This window comes from Vibrio harveyi (assembly GCF_030060435.1).
Lineage (GTDB): Bacteria > Pseudomonadota > Gammaproteobacteria > Enterobacterales > Vibrionaceae > Vibrio > Vibrio harveyi.
Genome location: NZ_CP125875.1, coordinates 1,870,204 through 1,886,864 on the forward strand (window position 1 = coordinate 1,870,204; position 16,661 = coordinate 1,886,864).

Consider the following 16,661-nt stretch of genomic DNA (forward strand, 5'->3'; position numbering starts at 1 on the left):
TTAATGTAAAAAATCGGGAACTAATTCAAAGCCGGACGCTATGTTCGGCTTTTTTTCTTTCAATTCAAATCACTAAGTCTCTCTCAGTTTTATCAAAACAAATCGTTTGTACGTGTTTTATTGAAGGCACAAAAAGCACCTAACCACAGGACTCTGCTGATTAGGGATGTTTGAAATTAATCATTAGCTATCAGGTTACTTGCGGTTTAGCTTTAACTTAGAGAACAAAACTCCACCAACTTGACCAATGTTTTGGGCTTTTCAAAGCGAGGGCTTCTTGTTCCTCTAGAATCTGACCTATCACTTAAAACGCCCCTTTCACTGAGTACCTTATCCGTAGAAATCGGTGCTAAAAGCCCCCTATCATCGGTTGTCTCCCTTCCATAGTGAGCAAGCAACTGGCATAAAAAAGCCCTCGTCGTTGAGGGCTTTTAATCAGATGACAACTTACTTATTAATCATACATAAGCTTCTCTGCTTTCTTTAAATCAAACTCATTAAGGGATTTACGCGCCAAATGCCTAAATGGTAGCGCTTTTACTATCTCCTCAAATGGCATGACGGCGAACGCCCAGAAAAAAGAAAGGTCCCAATGCAGAATGATTAACGCACATAACGGGATAGACACGATCCACTGACCAGTGAAGTTAATCTTGAATACTTCCGTTGTCTTACCTAATGCACGTAAAACATGCCCATGCACCGTGTTATAGCCACGCACAATTGGCAACAAAATGTACAGCGGGGCAATGGAAGCAAGTGCAACGTATGTAGTCGGGTCCAAATCTGGATACAAATCTGGAAGAACGAAACTCAACGCAAGGAAAAAGGCAGCGGATACAAACGAGATCATCACTGCCATATCGATGCTGATATCAACGTTCTTACGTAACTCATCCATTTGTCGTGACCCGATAGCTTGACTGATCGTAATCGCCGACGAGTGTGCCCAAGCGGTGATGAACTGTGTACCTGCTTTAATCCAAGGCATCACAATGGTCATAGCTACGTAGGCGTTCAAGGTAAGCTGCGAGTACAGCAACATGTAAATGGTCGCACCGGTTTGCAGCATGGTCACGTTTGCTGCAACAGGGAAAATCTCTTTAAAGTGATTGAGTGTGTTTCTCTTCAGTGAAGCATCCAGATTTTTAGTCGACAAGACAATGGAGTCATCTAACTTGATACAGAGAGTCAAATACGACAGTCGAATGGTGATCGCGATTAAGCTGCCTGCCGCTGCACCTTGCACACCAATCCCCTCAAAGCCTGCTAATCCGTGAATCAGCACATAAGACATTGCCATGTTCACTGGCAACTCAATCAAGTAACCTTTAAACGGCACTTTGGTTCGACCAAGTGCATTAAACAAAGCGATCATCACTTGAGTAATGGCGTTGAAAATAATGATGAACTTAGCAACAGCAAGGTAGCGTTCAGTCTCTGCATAAAGGGCGACATTATCGGTTAACTTACTGATCAGCGCTTTGTCGAAGGCGGTAATTAATGTCCAAAACAAAACCGCGACCAAAACGTTGATAATTAAGCCCGCCCAGAAGCCTTTGTTGAGCGACAAATGTTGCCCAGATCCGACCGCACGGCTAAGTACCAACTGTGAACCGTTCGCCAACGCCATTTGTATACCTAAAACAAAGGAGACGATAGTGGTAGCAATACCCATGGCAGCAAGAGAAACTTCACCGAGCGGTGATACTAGGAAGGTGTCGATCATTAACATCGACTGCATTAACAGTGCGTTCAAGGCCAGAGGCCAAGCAAGGGACAGATTTTTTCTTATATAGGGTTGGGAAGACATGCTAGACCTTTCAAAGTTGTCACAGAGAACCGCTAACACAACAAGCGGTTGTCATTAAAACCTTGGCTCTGCCCCCCTTTTCATATTCATGGGGCAAAGCCAAACATATGTTGATTCATCAACCGTTAACGACCTGGGACAGTTTTTGGTTTTCGTCATTCAGCAAAGTGTGCGACGCTAACCGAGCTTGATCGCCATTGCCCGCCATGATGGCGTCATAAATTTCACGATGCTCTTCAATGCAGAATCGACCACCTTCAGCTGAATGATCGATAAACAGCTTAAAGATGGTCGAGAGAATATTGCCAAACGGAATATAGAATTGGTTACCCGTGGACAAGAAAATTGTCTGGTGAAACAGGTGGTCGTTGACCGTCCAATCGTCATAGTCATAGCGACTGGCTGCCATGGTCATACGCTGAAAAATGACCGACAATTCCTTTCTTTGCTCTGCCGTTGCGTTACTTGCAGCCAAGGCACATGCCTCAGGCTCAATCGCTTTACGTAGCCCCAAAAACTGAGCCAGAAACGGCTCGGTATCTTCTAAATCTTGAATCCATTCCAAGAGTTGTGGATCGAGAAAATGCCAATTATTACGCGCACGAACTGTTGTCCCTACTTTTGGCTTAGACTCGATCAACCCTTTTGCTGAAAGCAGTTTGGTTGATTCGCGCAATGCCGTACGACTCACCCCAAATGCGTCACAGAGTTCCATTTCATTCGGTAGCCTTTCATTTTGATTTAGCTCACCTGACAGTATTTTGCGGGCGATTTGCCTGGCAACTTGCACATGAATCTTGCGGTGTGAATCTTCCACAAGAGAAAATTTTGCCATTTGACGCTCCTTATAATTATGTTTCCAGTGCTTTGGCACTCAATAAATGATCAAAAAAAGCCAGACGAAGCTGGCTTTTTGAGGTCAGTGTATTCGTCTGAAACGAAATGGGTCAGCGCTTATGGCGCCATTTGACCACCATTTACATCCAGAACTTGACCAGTGATGTAACCCGCACATGCATGTGAAGCGAAGAAAGCAAATGTTGGTGCAACTTCGTCGATTCGACCAAAGCGTCCCATTGGAATGCCATTTGCGATCGCCGCTTTCAACTCATCAGACTTACCATCGTGGAATGCTGTGTCGATTGTGCCCGGTGAAACGATGTTGAAACGGATATTGTCTTTAGTGAACTCTTTCACCCAGTTACGGTGAATGTCATGCAACCACGCTTTTGATGCTGCGTAGATGCCTGCACCAACACCACCACCTTCGCGAGCAGCGATTGAACCAGTACTAATCACACAAGCAGTTTCACCAGATTCTGCAGCCGACGTACGTAGGTGTGGGATTGAATATTTGGTTGTCATTAACGCTGAACGTGCGTTCAGATCCATTACACGGTTGTAAAACTCATCATCAATGTTTTCTAGGTTTTCACGACCGCCAAGACCACCAGCGTTGTTGATTAGCACGTCCATGCCACCGAAATGATCAGTGAACTCCTCAACCAGTTTTTCGCAATCAGCGGTCACCATAAGATTTGCTTGGAAAAACTTCACATCACCACCAAGTGCGGTAAGCTCGGTTACCGCAGCATCGGCATCCGGACCAGCTTGATGACTGTTGATGCCGATTTTTGCGCCGTATTTTGCAAACACGCGTGCAGCCGCTAAGCCCATACCTGCTGTAGAGCCAGTGATAAGTACGCGTTTACCTTTCAAATCGTTAAACATTACGGTTTACCTATGTTAGTTATTCGTGCCGAACTAATAAATCATACAATAAGATCTTTCTTCTGCAAGCGTATTTACTATCAATTGAGTGAGAACTGGCAAAATTCGTCATTTTTGAACCGCAATTGTGCTTCTGGTCACAGTGTGCTGAATTTTTGAGCTATTATTTGTATGAATAATTTAACAAGTTGATAGCGTTCAAAACGATTGAGAGAATAGGCTGAAGTCAACGCAAACATTGATTGTGCCTGCTGCAAAGAAAGGTTCTGTGACCCCTCTTATATTACGTTAACATCCGCTTGGTACAGGGGTGTAGGAGTGCTATAGTACGGCTTAAATAATACATATTTAGCAATTAAGTGAAGATTATGTCTGGCGAATTTCATTCTATCTCAGGCTCGAAGCGAAGCCTTCATGTGCAAGTTGCACGTGAAATCGCTCGTGGCATTTTGTCTGGTAAGCTCCCTCAAGGTTCTATCCTACCCGGTGAAATGGTTCTTTGTGAGCAATTTGGCATTAGCCGCACCGCATTACGTGAAGCAGTAAAATTGCTGACGTCGAAGGGTCTGTTAGAGTCTCGTCCTAAAGTTGGTACGCGTGTTATCAACCGCGCTTACTGGAACTTTTTGGATCCTCAATTAATTGAATGGATGGACGGACTTGCTGACACTGACCAATTCTGTAGTCAGTTCCTAGGTTTACGCCGAGCTATCGAACCGGAAGCCTGTGCACTCGCAGCTATCCACGCGACAGCAGAGCAACGAATTGAATTATCGGAAACTTTCCAACAAATGGTTGAAGTGGCAGAAGCCGAAGAATTTGACCAAGCACGTTGGATGGAAGTCGATACCCGTTTCCACAGCCTAATCTTCAATGCGACAGGTAACGATTTCTACCTCCCGTTTGGCAATATTCTGACGACCATGTTCGTGAACTTCATTGCCCACTCTTCGGAAGAAGGTAGCACGTGTATCAAAGAACACCGCCAGATTTACGATGCAATTATGGCAGGTAACCCGGATAAGGCTCGCCAAGCTTCGGCAAACCACCTACTCGATTCAAAGCACCGCCTGACCGCAGTCAACTAAAGCACTTTCTAGATCTGACATTAAAAAGCACGCCCTAGCGCGTGCTTTTTTGTCTACTCTTTCCTTCTTATCCTCTCAAGATCCCTTCGACCTTCACAAAAATTTTCCTAATCAATGATACTTTGCATGGTTTTAGATATATAATAATACAAATTAAATCATCTAATGTGCCGTGTTATGACTGAATCTCTGCTGCCAAACATCTTGCAATTTATTGGGCAAATCGACCCATTCGACAAAATTCCAAAACCGGCTTTGCGTGAACTCGCATCGCACGTGCAGATTACTTACCTTGGCAAAGGTGAAGTCATTGACCAATGCGTGACTGGGCAAGAGAAATCACTCTATATCATCCGCACAGGCTCCATGGAACAAAGAAAGTCTGATGGTGTACTGCGCGCGAAACTGGGTCCTGAAGACATTTTCGGTTTTACTTTTCTTGGTAGGCAAATAGACAGCAATAAGGGCTATCGAGCCATCGCTATTGAGAACTCGCTGGTGTACGTAATTCCTAATTCTGCTCTCAAAAAATTGTTTGAATCGCACCCTGAATGTGCGGAGCATTTTGCTTCACAGGCACAGGTTCGTTTGAAATCAGCACTGGATGTCGTTTGGTCCAACAAAGAGAAAGGTTTGTTCATTCGCCGAGTTGGTGAAGTCGCCAGTGGTCGCGTTGCTGTAGTGACAGCCGACCAGTCGATTCAAGCCGTTGCCAACGAAATGCTAACTAAGTGCTCACCTTGTGCCGTGGTTTATGAGAATGACAAAATCGTCGGTTTAATTACCGACCGCGATATGACCAAGCGTGTTATCGCGCAAGGGGTAAGTACCGACAGCCCTATTTCAGAGGTCATGACGCACGATCCACAGACCATCAAACCGGATGACCTAGTTTTACACGCTGCATCTATGATGATGCAACACAATATCCGCAATCTACCGCTGGTCGAGAGCAATAAGGTCGTAGGTGTTCTTACTACGACGCACCTTGTACAAAATCACCGCGTACAAGCGATCTTCTTAATCGAAAAAATCAAATATGCGGGCAGCGTAAAATCACTGTCGAGCTTTACCCCAGAGCGCCAAGCTATCTTTGAAGCTCTGGTTGATGGACACGTTTCACCGGAAGTCATAGGTAAAGTGATGACGATGATCATGGACGCTTACACGCGCCGCTTGATTCAAATCGCGATTGATAAACTTGGACCTCCGCCATGTAAGTTCTCATGGATTGTGGCAGGTTCGCACGCTCGTAACGAAGTCCACATGCTGTCGGATCAAGACAGTGCGATTGTCCTTGCTGACCACGCGACGGAGAATGACCGAATTTACTTCAAGCATCTTGCTATGATCGTCAGTAACGGTCTTGCGAGTTGTGATTATCCTTTGTGTCCTGGCAAATTTATGGCCGCAACGCCAAAGTGGTGCCAACCTTTAAGTGTCTGGAAGAAGTACTACAAGAAATGGGTTGCCAACCCAGAGTACGAACGTTTACTGAACATCAGTGTGTTCTTGGAAATTCGTACCCTTTATGGCAATAAAGATTACGAGAGTATCTTGCGAGATGAACTGCACACCAACATTCGCAGTAACCGTGAATTCCTTTCCATGCTGGTGAATGATGCGGTAAACACGAACCCTCCGCTTGGCATCTTCAACAGTTTGGTCTTGGAGAAATCCGGCGAGAATAAGAAGACGCTAGACGTGAAAAAGTACGCCATCAACCTAATCATTGATTTGGCGCGCATTTACGGTTTAGCAGTTGAGTGTGATTTAACCGCGACCGACGAGCGTTTCAAAGCCGCCAATGAAGCGGGTGTATTGAGTGAAGATGCGTACAAGAACATCCTGAACGCGTACCAGTTCATCTTATCGTTCCGTTTTGGTCATCAGTTAGAGGCGCTTAAACGCGGTGAAGAACCAAATAACCACATCGACCCAAACACGTTCGGTAGCTTTGAACGCCAACACCTGAAAGACGCCTTCCGTATTATTGCGGATTTGCAAGAAGCCGCGAAAGTGCGCTTTGGGAGCCGTTAATGAAGCGGATCTTAGACCACTTTCATCCTTGCTCACGCCTGAATCGAAAGCGTGAGCAATACGCGAAGCAAACAACGATGCCAGAGCACATCAAAGCGTTGGTTCAAACGCCATATTTGGACGCCACGCAATTCGCTCAGGATGCCAGCTATATTGTATTGGATTTGGAAACGACAGGATTAGACAGCGAAGAAGATTTGATTTTATCAATCGGCTGGGTCGACATTGTTCATGGCAAAGTAGATCTTGCCACCAGTCAGCACATGTACATTAATAGCGATTCGCAAATCAAGCCAGAAACTGCCGTGATCAACCATATTACGCCGCAAATGCTGTCTGAAGGCGTTTCTATCCATGATGCAATGCGTGCATTCTTCTGCGCAGCCAAAGGCAAGATTTTAGTCGCTCACGCTTGTGTCGTCGAAACTCAGTTCATCAATCAGTATCTTCAGCGCGTGTTTAAACTCTGCGAGCCGCCCTTGGTTTGGCTCGACACTATGTGCATTGAAAAGCACTTACAAAAAGCGATCAATCCTCGTGACGAAATTGATGTCACCCTGTCAGGCACTCGCGCTCGTTATGGCTTGCCTGAGTACAACGGACATAATGCGTTAGCGGACGCGGTCGCGACAGCAGAGTTGTTGTTGGCACAAAAAACTCGAATTACACCTCAAGGAAAAACTACCATCGGTACCCTTTATCGATTGAGTCTCTAGCTCACTATACATTCGAATATGAAAAAATCTGACGTATCTAGCGCCAGCTTCCTTTTGGTGGCGGCGTACTTGGTTGCGTCTCTTTCGAACGTGTCACTCAAAATGCTCAATGGCGAAGTTCCCACTTTTCAATACGTCTTTATTCGCCAGTTAATCCGACAAGTTACCAATCTAAGTGGATTAAACATAGATCATGCAGACGTTTTTAGGTTCATGTTGATATGCTCTTGTACTGTAATCATGCGAAAGCCATAAAAAAATAGCCCGCTTCGGGGCGGGCTATTGGAAAGACTCTAAATTTGTATTCGCTTGGATTAGAAGCTGTACGTGACACCAACACGGCTACGTAGCTGGCGCGATGAGCTGTCATCACAAGAGCTGTTACACTGAACGTTGCCGAACTCAACGTATGGACGCCAATCCCAACCTTTCTCTTTGTAACCCACTTTTAGGTTGTAATCCCACTCGTATTTACCGTCACGGTTGCCAAGCTTCCACTCATTACTGAAGAAATCTTCTTTGTAGTTCGCTTCAAAGCCAAATTGCCATGCGTTCCAGTTGTAATCGATATTACCTGTGATCTTGCCTGCGTTTAGTGAATCATGTTGCTGACCATCTAAGCCCGTTGAAGTTTTACCCGATGCGTAGTTGCGGAATTCGTGACGGTAGCGAAGCTTCGTTGTGATACCAGAATCGAATTTGTATTGAACGCGAACCTGAGGTTTGTATGTTACGGCTTCATCACCAAACGTAATTGGCATCGAAGTAGTAATACGCCAGTGGTCATCCAATTTGAAGTGGTAACCATATTCAAACTCACTGTCACCGCGCTGAAGTTCACTTAGGTTGCCTGTGTGCTTCATTTCAACGCCGTAGTAATGATTGCCAGTGCTACCACTGATCTTAATACGACCTGCCCATTGTTCTGAATCGTGTTTGTATTCTTCACGGAAGTCTAGTGATGCGGCTGAAATACTGCCTGCAAAAAGGGTGGTCGCGATCGCTAAAGCAATTTGTTTTTTAGATGTCATAGTAGTGTTCCACTGTAGATAAATAGTTTTTCAAAGTGGCGACGCATTACACGCCGCCCTTCTAGGGTTTTATTGTTTTGGGTAAAGCAATTCGATATCGCGCTGAGCCCAAACTTCTGCCAAATTCTTCTTCACTGTGAATTGGCTAAAGTCGGTTTCTGTTGCCAGTTTCACCCATTCAGGTTTCTCCATCGCCACACCTGCTTTTAGGTAAATTGGTGTCATGCGTTCTACTCGGCGTGGATTGTCTTTTGCGGTGTATGGCCAGTCAGACGCTGGATCTTGATAAGTCGCCATTAGCTGAATGCCTTGTGCTAACGAGCCACCTTTCTTGTTTTGGTAGTGCCAGAGGTCGATGCCCACTTTGTCACCGATTTGAGCGATGCCGACCAATGGATCTAAGCTGAAGTAGTGGTAGTGGTAAGCACGAGTGCGTTCGATTTCATGAGGTTGAGAACCGTCTTTTTCAAACTGAGTGTCTACACGCATCTTGCCCTTTTGAACCATCTGTTTTGCTAGAGGCTCATTACCTAAGAAGTAAGCAATACTCGCGACTTGGAAGTCATACCAAGTGCCGTGGTTGTTCGCCGCTGCCGCTTCGCCTTTCGGACCACCTGATAAGTCATCAACAATCAACCAATCTAAGTACTCGCCGTACCATTGTGTGATTTGCTGTTCGTCTTTATCCGTCCAAGCTGGAGAAAGCGATAGGATGGCAATGGAATCCAGCATGCGATCTGCCAGCGTACGTGTATCAATGATGCCGCCACGACGTCCTTCTGCTCGTCCAGGAACTCCCTGCCCGTAATTCACGTTCGGGTTCATCTTGGTTTCGTCATTCATAAACCAAGTGCGAACATACTCAATACCTTGGTTTGCGTATTTCTCGTCTTGACTGAAGTAATAAGCCAACGCAAGTGCACGGACAGAGCGCGTGAAATGACCTATGCGTTTAGAATCTGTTTCCGCCGTTTTCGAAGCAGGGTTAGTTTTGCCATCATGGCGGACCCAAGGAAGACCATCTTCTTTGGATTCATCTGGCCACCAGTAAGGGCTGATACTCATGTAATCGTTTTTGCTACCGCTTGGTGGAGTCATGCCTTTCGCGGTAACCGTGAACGGGCCATCTTTCATTGCCAGTTCTGCTTCTTCAATCAGACGATCGTACGCGTCTTTCATTGAATCGCTCGCTTTATCTGACTGTAAAACAGCGCGGTTTTGTTCAAGCGTTGCTTCATCAAGAAACACAAAGTCTGCAGCAAGAGTGTTAGCACTGAAAAGAATGGTGCTGAGGCAGGTTGCTAGATGTAGAGGTCGTAGGGGTTTCATTATTATCGGCCTTTTATCTTGAGTTAAAATACTACAAATATAGTACCCAACCGATGTTGAGCGATCTGTGAATTAGATCTAATTGTATGATTTATCCACATTGCAAAGCTCTATTACAACTTCCACTTAATTAAATAAGCTATTGATATTAAATATATTAAGGCTGTTTCACTGTTTTTAATTGTCTTAATATTTAGGGCAAAAGTGTGCTCTACCGCATATTTTTACACCAACTTAGTTTACCTTTATTTGTCATACAATATAATCATTTGGAGATTTTGAGACACAGAACATAAAGTTACTGTTGACGTGTGCTTTTCGCCATGATCTTTCCTACATAGAGTCAAATTACAGGTTAAGCATCCTTGGTTTTTAGAGATGAAATGAATAGGGCTCGACGCAACAGAAGCGAAGATCACTTATGTAAGGCTGAGACATAAGTAGATAGAAAGGTGAGCAAGCAGCAGAAATAGCCAATAGAGGCAAAGCAAAGCGAGCAGGATGGATTCACCCGGTGAAAATTTCAACATTGAAGAATACTGTTTTGTCATCCCTACTCACTTTTGCTCAAGTTTTAATGGTCCTGAGCAGCTTGTTGTTGCTCCCTACCGTTGTCGTCCTCATCGGACTTAAGTGGGTGTAGAGATTGTTCTTTTTGTCGCCACGCCCCATCGCGACCAGCGACCAGCGACCAGTTTAGGCTTGCTATTGACGGACAATAAGCCAATGAAAACGCTTTATTCGTCAGTAATCATTAATTAAGTGGAGAAAGTTAAGCGGAGATCGTTAATACCAATCGGCATAAATATAACGTCGAAATCTAGACGACAGGGATAATGACTTGTGTCGATTGGTATAGTTGCTCCCATATCATAACAACACTTTAAAGAGCTTAGCTTTGTTGAACTTTGCAATGATTGTCGAAGATCTTACAGCGTAACGTGCTTAGCAGCGATGAAAGGTATACCCCTCGAGTATCTTTCAGCTACATCCAGAACCGCGTTTCACTGTTCTATTGCAATCCAACAGAGCCATTGGCTCAGACGGTATCAATACCGTTTTTCGCCCACGCATTACAGGCATGTCGTGGGCGTTTTTTTATCTTAAATAGTCATACAAATCTAATGATACTTCCTACCTTCTTACACCGTTATACCCTTTGATATCTAAACCTAGAAATCCCACTGAACGTACCTCGTACACATCCAATTTATTGATAGATTAATGTGATGTTGTAGTGGTTTTCCTTTCCCTTTTTGAGTGCAATGTCAATATTCGATCACGATCACTTGTATGATTATTGAAATAACCCATTCCGGATCATTCGTCACGCTTTTGAGTTATTGTACTACAAATAAACAGACTGATAGTTAGTATTACCTCAAGACATTAAATAACTATCAAAAGGTCTAAAGATGGAACTCAATACCCTTATTGTAGGCATCTACTTTCTATTCTTAATTGCAATAGGTTGGATGTTCAGAACGTTTACCAGTACCACCAGTGACTACTTCCGAGGCGGCGGCAGCATGCTTTGGTGGATGGTAGGTGCAACCGCATTTATGACGCAGTTCAGTGCATGGACGTTTACTGGCGCAGCTGGTAAAGCCTATGCTGATGGCTTTGCGGTGGCCGTCATCTTCTTAGCTAACGCATTCGGTTACCTAATGAACTACCTCTACTTTGCGCCTAAGTTCCGTCAGCTACGCGTCGTGACGGTTATAGAGGCAATTCGTATGCGTTTCGGCAAGTTCAACGAGCAAGTGTTTACTTGGTCTGGCATGCCAAACAGCGTAATCTCAGCAGGTATCTGGTTGAATGGTCTGGCAATCATCGCATCGGGCATATTCGGCTTCGATATGACCACCACAATCATAGTGACAGGTCTTGTTGTACTTGTAATGTCGGTAACGGGCGGCTCTTGGGCGGTTATCGCTTCTGACTTCATGCAGATGGTCATCATTATGGCAGTAACGGTAACCTGTGCGGTTGTGGCGATCGTTCAAGGCGGTGGCGTTACAGAGATCATCAATAATTTCCCTGTAGAAGAAGGCGCATCATTTGTTTCAGGTAACAACCTGAATTACCTAAGCATCTTCGGTATTTGGGCATTCTTTATCTTCTTTAAGCAGTTCAGTATCACCAACAACATGCTGAACTCTTACCGCTACCTTGCAGCAAAAGACTCTAAGAACGCGAAAAAAGCAGCTCTATTGGCTTGTTTATTAATGACAATGGGTCCACTAATTTGGTTCATGCCTTCTTGGTTCATTGCAGGTCAAGGTATTGACCTAGCAGCACAATACCCAGATGCAGGTTCTAAAGCTGGTGACTTCGCGTACCTTTACTTCGTACAAGAGTACATGCCAGCAGGTATGGTGGGTCTACTGATTGCCGCCATGTTCGCAGCGACCATGTCTTCTATGGACTCTGGTCTAAACCGCAACTCAGGCATCTTCGTTAAGAACTTCTACGAGCCAATCCTTCGCCCTCAAGCAACAGAAAAAGAGCTTGTGGTGGTATCTAAGCTGACCTCGACGTTCTTTGGTGTTGCCATCATCTTGGTTGCTCTGTTCATCAACTCACTGAAGGGGCTAAGCCTGTTCGACACCATGATGTATGTGGGCGCGTTAATCGGCTTCCCAATGACCATCCCTGCGTTCTGCGGCTTCTTTATTAAGAAAACGCCAGACTGGGCTGGCTGGGGCACGCTAGTCATGGGTGGTATCGTCTCTTACTTTGTTGGCTTCGTCATCACAGCAGACATGGTTCAAAACTGGTTTAACCTAGAGCCGTTAACAGGTCGCGAATGGTCTGACTTGAAAGTTGCTATCGGTCTGATCGCTCACCTAGTCTTCACCGCTGGCTTCTTCATGATGTCGACATTGTTCTACAAGCCGCTTTCAGAAGAGCGTCAAAAGAACGTAGACAAATTCTTCGAAAACCTAGCGACACCACTTGTATCTGAGTCTACAGAACAGAAGAAACTGGATAACAAACAACGCCGCATGCTTGGCTCACTGATTGCGGTTGCAGGTGTTGGCGTGATGACCATGTTTGTTCTGCCTAACCCAATGTGGGGACGCCTAATCTTCGTCTTCTGTGGTGTGATTGTTCTTGCTGTTGGTCTACTGCTTGTAAAAGCGGTTGACGACAAAGTAGAGCAAGCTTCAGAAACGGTTACAGAAAGCTAGATTCCTCCCTTCTCTAATTAAGCGGTCGTCTTCTGACCGCTTTCTACTTAAAAAAGATCATGACTATGAAAAAAACAATGCTTGCTGGCGTGGTTGCCGCGTCCATTTCTGCCCTAACCCTAGTAGGTTGTAACACTTCACCTTCTCAAACCACGGAAGCCGCGGCTCCCGCTGTTGTTGAAACCGCAGTGAATGACATCACTCGCGATTACTTGCTTGCTACGGATCGCTTAAACACAGTGGATGGCAGCGCACTTCAAGCGCAATCCGCAGACACCGTGCAAGCATTGAAACAACAAATGGAGAATGCCGCAGACGGTACAACAATTACGATTCCTGCGGGTAAATACGCGGATCTTGATATCGTCACGGTAAAAGCCAACGACATTACCATCAAGGCGGAGCAACCTGGCAGCGTTTGGCTAACGGGTTTGGCTCAGCTTCGTCTTGAAGGTAACAACATCACTGTCGACGGTTTGGTGTTTACCAAAGGCGGTCCTGCTGAACGTTTCGGTGGTGTGCGTATGATGGGTAACAACAACACTTTACAAAACTCTACGTTCTACTACTTCAACCACGCTTACGAATACCAACCGGATGAACGTCGCTCTGAATACCCGAAATACTTGTGGGTTTCACTTTGGGGTAAAGATGGCAAAGTGATCAATAACCGTTTTGAAGGTAAGCAAAAGCGCGGCACGTTAATTGGCGTACAAAAAGACGACACACCAGATAACCACCTTATTGCTAACAACATTTTCTTGGACCAAAAGCCAAATCAGTTCAATGAATTCGACATCAAAGATGCGATTCGTTACAACGGCAACAGCTGGGAAGCGATTCGAATTGGTGATTCAAAATCTTCTCAGTGGGCATCAAACTCTAAGTTCACCAATAACCTACTGATTGATATGGATGGTGAACGCGAGCTGATTTCGATTAAGTCAGGTGGCAATGAAATCTCTGGCAATACTATCTTTGAAAGTGCGTCTCTGATTTCTCTTCGTCACGGTAAAGCGAACGTAGTGAAAGACAACGTGATTCTAGGTAACGAAAAACTGCTTACTGGCGGTATGCGTATTTACGATGAAGACCACGTGATCGAGAACAACTACATCACTGGCACGCGTGGCCGTGATGGCAAAATTGAAGGCAATGCGGATCTACGTGGCGGCATCGTAATCAATACGGGCATCATTGATGTGGCAAACGGCGAGAAGCTCGACCAAGCAGTGAAAGGCAAAGAGCTCAACAAGCAATGGACACCAAAGAACATCACCATTCGTAACAACACCCTTGTAGATACGGAATGGGGCATTGTCTACGGCAACCAAACGCACCGTGTGAGCCTGTTCAACAACAGTGAAGTGAAAAACATTTTCGCTGGCGTAGATGTTCACTTCGATAGCAACGTGGTTGATAACCATCAGCAAAAGCAATTCGTCAGTGTACGTGCGACAGAAGAGTTACCGCTGGTCAATCCTACCTACAACAACGAAGTGTACGTCGGCACGGTGACTAACGCAGAGCAAATCGCTTCTTACTCAGTAGAACTGCCGAAGAGCGAGCAAGCAAAAGGCTTTACGCAATACCAAGGCGTTGGTGCGGATACGAGCAAGCTGTCTGTAGTAACGGCAGAAACAGCTGGTCCTGATTACCTCCTTGCAAATACCCAAAAGTAATTCTGCTTTAGAGTTTGCTTCCAGTCTGGTGATACAAGCCAGACTGGTTTCCCTCTCCTTTCACCAGTAACCCCACAATAACTGAAGAAAATTTCACCACCCTACTGTCTCCCAAGATTGAGTTGTGGTTTAATTGTATGACAATTATAAAACTCTTTTCTTTTGCTGCGGATACACTCATGGATGCTGTTTTACATCAGTTGCAATTCTCGTTATCGATCACTGGTCCCATCTGCTTAATGCTGGTTTTGGGCGTTGTCTTCAAACGCATAGGACTTATCAACGACAACTTTATCGAAATCGGCTCTAAACTGGTGTTTCAGGTCACGCTGCCTGCGATGTTGTTCCTAAGTATCGTCGTCTCCGAGCACGATTTCTCCGCGGCTAGCGGCTTCGTCAATTACGGTATTGTTGCCAGCATCGCGTTTTTCATTTTCACCTATGTTTCCGTCAAGCTGTTCTTCAAATCGTCACCCGATCAAGGCGTTTTAATCCAAGGTGGCTTTCGCGCCAATACGGGCATCATCGGCATTGCGTATGTGGCGAATGCTTACGGTTCACAAGGCGTGGCGCTGGCTGCACTTTATGTTGCGGTAACCACCTTTATCTATAACGTACAAGCGGTAATTTGTTTGTCTCCAAAAGGCGCAACGTCTGGATCTCAAGCCGCCAAAATGATGGTGAGAACCTTAACGCGCAACCCGCTGATCATCGCGATCGTCTCTGGCATGATGTTCTACCTTCTGTCGATTCCTGTTCCAGATGTAGCGATTGATGCTGGTAACTACCTATCGAAGATGACGCTTCCCCTCGCCCTCTTGTGTACTGGTGGCTCACTCGATTTAAGTTTGATGAAGAAAGAGAAAGGGCCGTCTTGGTTTGCCAGCAGCTACAAACTGGTCGTCGCCCCTATCGTGATTACCACAGGTGCATATTTAGTTGGCTTTCGAGGGATTGAGCTTGGTATTTTGTTCTTTATGAACGCTTCTCCCGTTGCGGCGGCAAGTTATGTCATGGCACGCTCTATGGGAGGTAATTCTGTCTTAGCGGCAAACATCATCGCTTTAACGACCGTACTCTCAACAATTACCTGTACATTGGGTATCGTCATTCTTAAGAGTTACAACCTAATTTAATCGGGACATCACCCCAAGTAGGAGAGATCGGCATACGCTTCCCAGCAATTAACCGATATAATGCGCTAAAAAATAAGGATTTCTATAATGAAACTCATCGCATTATGTTTGGGCGTGTGTTTAAGTGTGGTCAGCCTAACGGCAAATGCAGCTTCAACGACTTATGTTCGCTATCAGCACCTCGGGAAAATCAGTTACGGCAAGTTAGTAGAAGACTCAATCTATCCTCTTAAGGGGGATATTTTCTCCGATTCATCACTCTCACCTCGTCAAGTTTCCGTTGATGATGTCAGTCTGCTGCTTCCGACTAAGCCAGAAAAAGTGTTCATCGTTCAAGCGAAAAAACAAGCAGATAAGGCGAAGAAAAGTGATTATCAGTTTTTCTTTAAACTGCCTTCAGCGTTAATTTCTACCGGCGCTCCAATCCAAGTGCCATCTGATGCCGATAACATCGAGTATTCAAGCTCCCTCGTGGTCGTGATAGGAAAGCAAAGTAAGAACATCGATACCAAGCAAGCGTCAGCCGCTATATTTGGACTCACCGTTGGGGGCGATCTTACGGAAACAAACTGGCTGCAGCATGATGCCCATTCGCTAAGAGCAAAAAGCGCAGACGGTTTTGCCCCAATTGCGAATGAGATCGTTCGCGGACTCGATTTCACCCAGATTCATGTTTCTTCGCAAATCAACGGTAAAGCCATTAACAATGACGCCTTTGCTGAAATGACCTATTCTCCAGCAGAAATCGTGAGTGAACTCAGTCAGTATTTCACACTCAAACCGGGCGATTTAATTTACATCGACTTACCAACTCACACAGTTGAAGTGAAAGATAACGATGTCATTTCTGTTTCACTCAATGGCATCGTTAAAGTTGAAAACAAAATTATGTTTTAACCAA

General features: G+C 45.2%; 12 protein-coding genes and 1 pseudogene. 8 read left to right on the forward strand and 5 right to left on the reverse strand.

Features of this window, described 5'->3' with window-relative positions; genetic code table 11:
* Positions 1–454: 454 nt before the first annotated feature.
* From QMY49_RS08955 to QMY49_RS08965, 3 genes are all read right to left on the reverse strand, one after another.
* On the reverse strand, positions 455–1,744 hold the full coding sequence (locus tag QMY49_RS08955) for an MATE family efflux transporter (protein WP_017188222.1): 1,290 nt from the start codon (positions 1,742–1,744) through the stop codon (positions 455–457).
* Between the two features lie 187 nt (positions 1,745–1,931).
* Positions 1,932–2,648: a FadR/GntR family transcriptional regulator gene (locus QMY49_RS08960; protein WP_005450855.1), complete on the reverse strand. Its 717-nt coding sequence runs from the start codon at positions 2,646–2,648 to the stop codon at positions 1,932–1,934.
* 119 nt (positions 2,649–2,767) lie between these two features.
* Complete coding sequence (locus tag QMY49_RS08965) at positions 2,768–3,544, reverse strand: SDR family NAD(P)-dependent oxidoreductase (RefSeq protein WP_188015239.1); 777 nt, start codon at positions 3,542–3,544, stop codon at positions 2,768–2,770.
* Between the two features lie 368 nt (positions 3,545–3,912).
* On the opposite strand from QMY49_RS08965, the gene QMY49_RS08970 reads away from it, so the two are divergent.
* The 4 genes and pseudogenes from QMY49_RS08970 to QMY49_RS08985 all read left to right on the forward strand — a co-directional run.
* Entirely contained in the window at positions 3,913–4,632 is a 720-nt protein-coding gene (locus QMY49_RS08970; RefSeq protein WP_005450857.1) for a FadR/GntR family transcriptional regulator, read from the forward strand.
* A 177-nt stretch (positions 4,633–4,809) separates the two neighbouring features.
* Positions 4,810–6,672: a putative nucleotidyltransferase substrate binding domain-containing protein gene (locus QMY49_RS08975; protein ID WP_049535736.1), complete on the forward strand. Its 1,863-nt coding sequence runs from the start codon at positions 4,810–4,812 to the stop codon at positions 6,670–6,672.
* On the forward strand, positions 6,672–7,388 hold the full coding sequence (locus tag QMY49_RS08980) for a 3'-5' exonuclease (RefSeq protein ID WP_029789096.1): 717 nt from the start codon (positions 6,672–6,674) through the stop codon (positions 7,386–7,388). The genes QMY49_RS08975 and QMY49_RS08980 overlap by 1 nt, the downstream gene beginning before the upstream one ends.
* A gap of 18 nt (positions 7,389–7,406) precedes the next feature.
* Positions 7,407–7,553: pseudogene (locus tag QMY49_RS08985) on the forward strand (DMT family transporter); the annotation flags it as partial.
* 149 nt (positions 7,554–7,702) lie between these two features.
* Here the strand turns inward: QMY49_RS08985 and QMY49_RS08990 are convergent.
* Positions 7,703–8,419 carry an oligogalacturonate-specific porin KdgM family protein gene (locus QMY49_RS08990; RefSeq protein WP_005450860.1) on the reverse strand — a complete coding sequence of 239 codons (717 nt, stop codon included), beginning with the start codon at positions 8,417–8,419 and terminating at the stop codon, positions 7,703–7,705.
* Between the two features lie 69 nt (positions 8,420–8,488).
* Positions 8,489–9,748, reverse strand: a complete 1,260-nt coding sequence (locus QMY49_RS08995) for an alginate lyase family protein (RefSeq protein ID WP_283311103.1) — start codon at positions 9,746–9,748, stop codon at positions 8,489–8,491.
* Between the two features lie 1,415 nt (positions 9,749–11,163).
* On the opposite strand from QMY49_RS08995, the gene QMY49_RS09000 reads away from it, so the two are divergent.
* The 4 genes from QMY49_RS09000 (at position 11,164) to QMY49_RS09015 (ending at position 16,657) form a co-directional block, all read left to right on the forward strand.
* Positions 11,164–12,942: a sodium:solute symporter family protein gene (locus tag QMY49_RS09000; protein ID WP_005450862.1), complete on the forward strand. Its 1,779-nt coding sequence runs from the start codon at positions 11,164–11,166 to the stop codon at positions 12,940–12,942.
* A 65-nt stretch (positions 12,943–13,007) separates the two neighbouring features.
* The gene (locus QMY49_RS09005; protein ID WP_005450863.1) at positions 13,008–14,624 is read left to right on the forward strand and encodes a polysaccharide lyase 6 family protein; all 1,617 of its coding nucleotides are present in this window, start codon (positions 13,008–13,010) and stop codon (positions 14,622–14,624) included.
* Positions 14,625–14,803: 179 nt separating this feature from the next.
* A complete protein-coding gene (locus QMY49_RS09010; protein ID WP_172458613.1) occupies positions 14,804–15,760 on the forward strand; it encodes an AEC family transporter in 957 nt (318 codons plus the stop codon).
* 87 nt (positions 15,761–15,847) lie between these two features.
* The gene (locus QMY49_RS09015) at positions 15,848–16,657 is read left to right on the forward strand and encodes a fumarylacetoacetate hydrolase family protein (protein ID WP_283311111.1); all 810 of its coding nucleotides are present in this window, start codon (positions 15,848–15,850) and stop codon (positions 16,655–16,657) included.
* Positions 16,658–16,661: the final 4 nt, after the last annotated feature.

Coding starts and splice junctions, on each gene's coding strand:
- QMY49_RS08965 (WP_188015239.1), bottom strand. CDS start 3,544: ATGTTTAACGATTTGAAAGGTAAACGCGTACTTATCACTGGCTCTACA.
- QMY49_RS09005 (WP_005450863.1), top strand. CDS start 13,008: ATGAAAAAAACAATGCTTGCTGGCGTGGTTGCCGCGTCCATTTCTGCC.
- QMY49_RS08995 (WP_283311103.1), bottom strand. CDS start 9,748: ATGAAACCCCTACGACCTCTACATCTAGCAACCTGCCTCAGCACCATT.
- QMY49_RS08960 (WP_005450855.1), bottom strand. CDS start 2,648: ATGGCAAAATTTTCTCTTGTGGAAGATTCACACCGCAAGATTCATGTG.
- QMY49_RS09000 (WP_005450862.1), top strand. CDS start 11,164: ATGGAACTCAATACCCTTATTGTAGGCATCTACTTTCTATTCTTAATT.
- QMY49_RS08990 (WP_005450860.1), bottom strand. CDS start 8,419: ATGACATCTAAAAAACAAATTGCTTTAGCGATCGCGACCACCCTTTTT.
- QMY49_RS08980 (WP_029789096.1), top strand. CDS start 6,672: ATGAAGCGGATCTTAGACCACTTTCATCCTTGCTCACGCCTGAATCGA.
- QMY49_RS08970 (WP_005450857.1), top strand. CDS start 3,913: ATGTCTGGCGAATTTCATTCTATCTCAGGCTCGAAGCGAAGCCTTCAT.
- QMY49_RS09010 (WP_172458613.1), top strand. CDS start 14,804: ATGGATGCTGTTTTACATCAGTTGCAATTCTCGTTATCGATCACTGGT.
- QMY49_RS08975 (WP_049535736.1), top strand. CDS start 4,810: ATGACTGAATCTCTGCTGCCAAACATCTTGCAATTTATTGGGCAAATC.
- QMY49_RS08955 (WP_017188222.1), bottom strand. CDS start 1,744: ATGCAGTCGATGTTAATGATCGACACCTTCCTAGTATCACCGCTCGGT.
- QMY49_RS09015 (WP_283311111.1), top strand. CDS start 15,848: ATGAAACTCATCGCATTATGTTTGGGCGTGTGTTTAAGTGTGGTCAGC.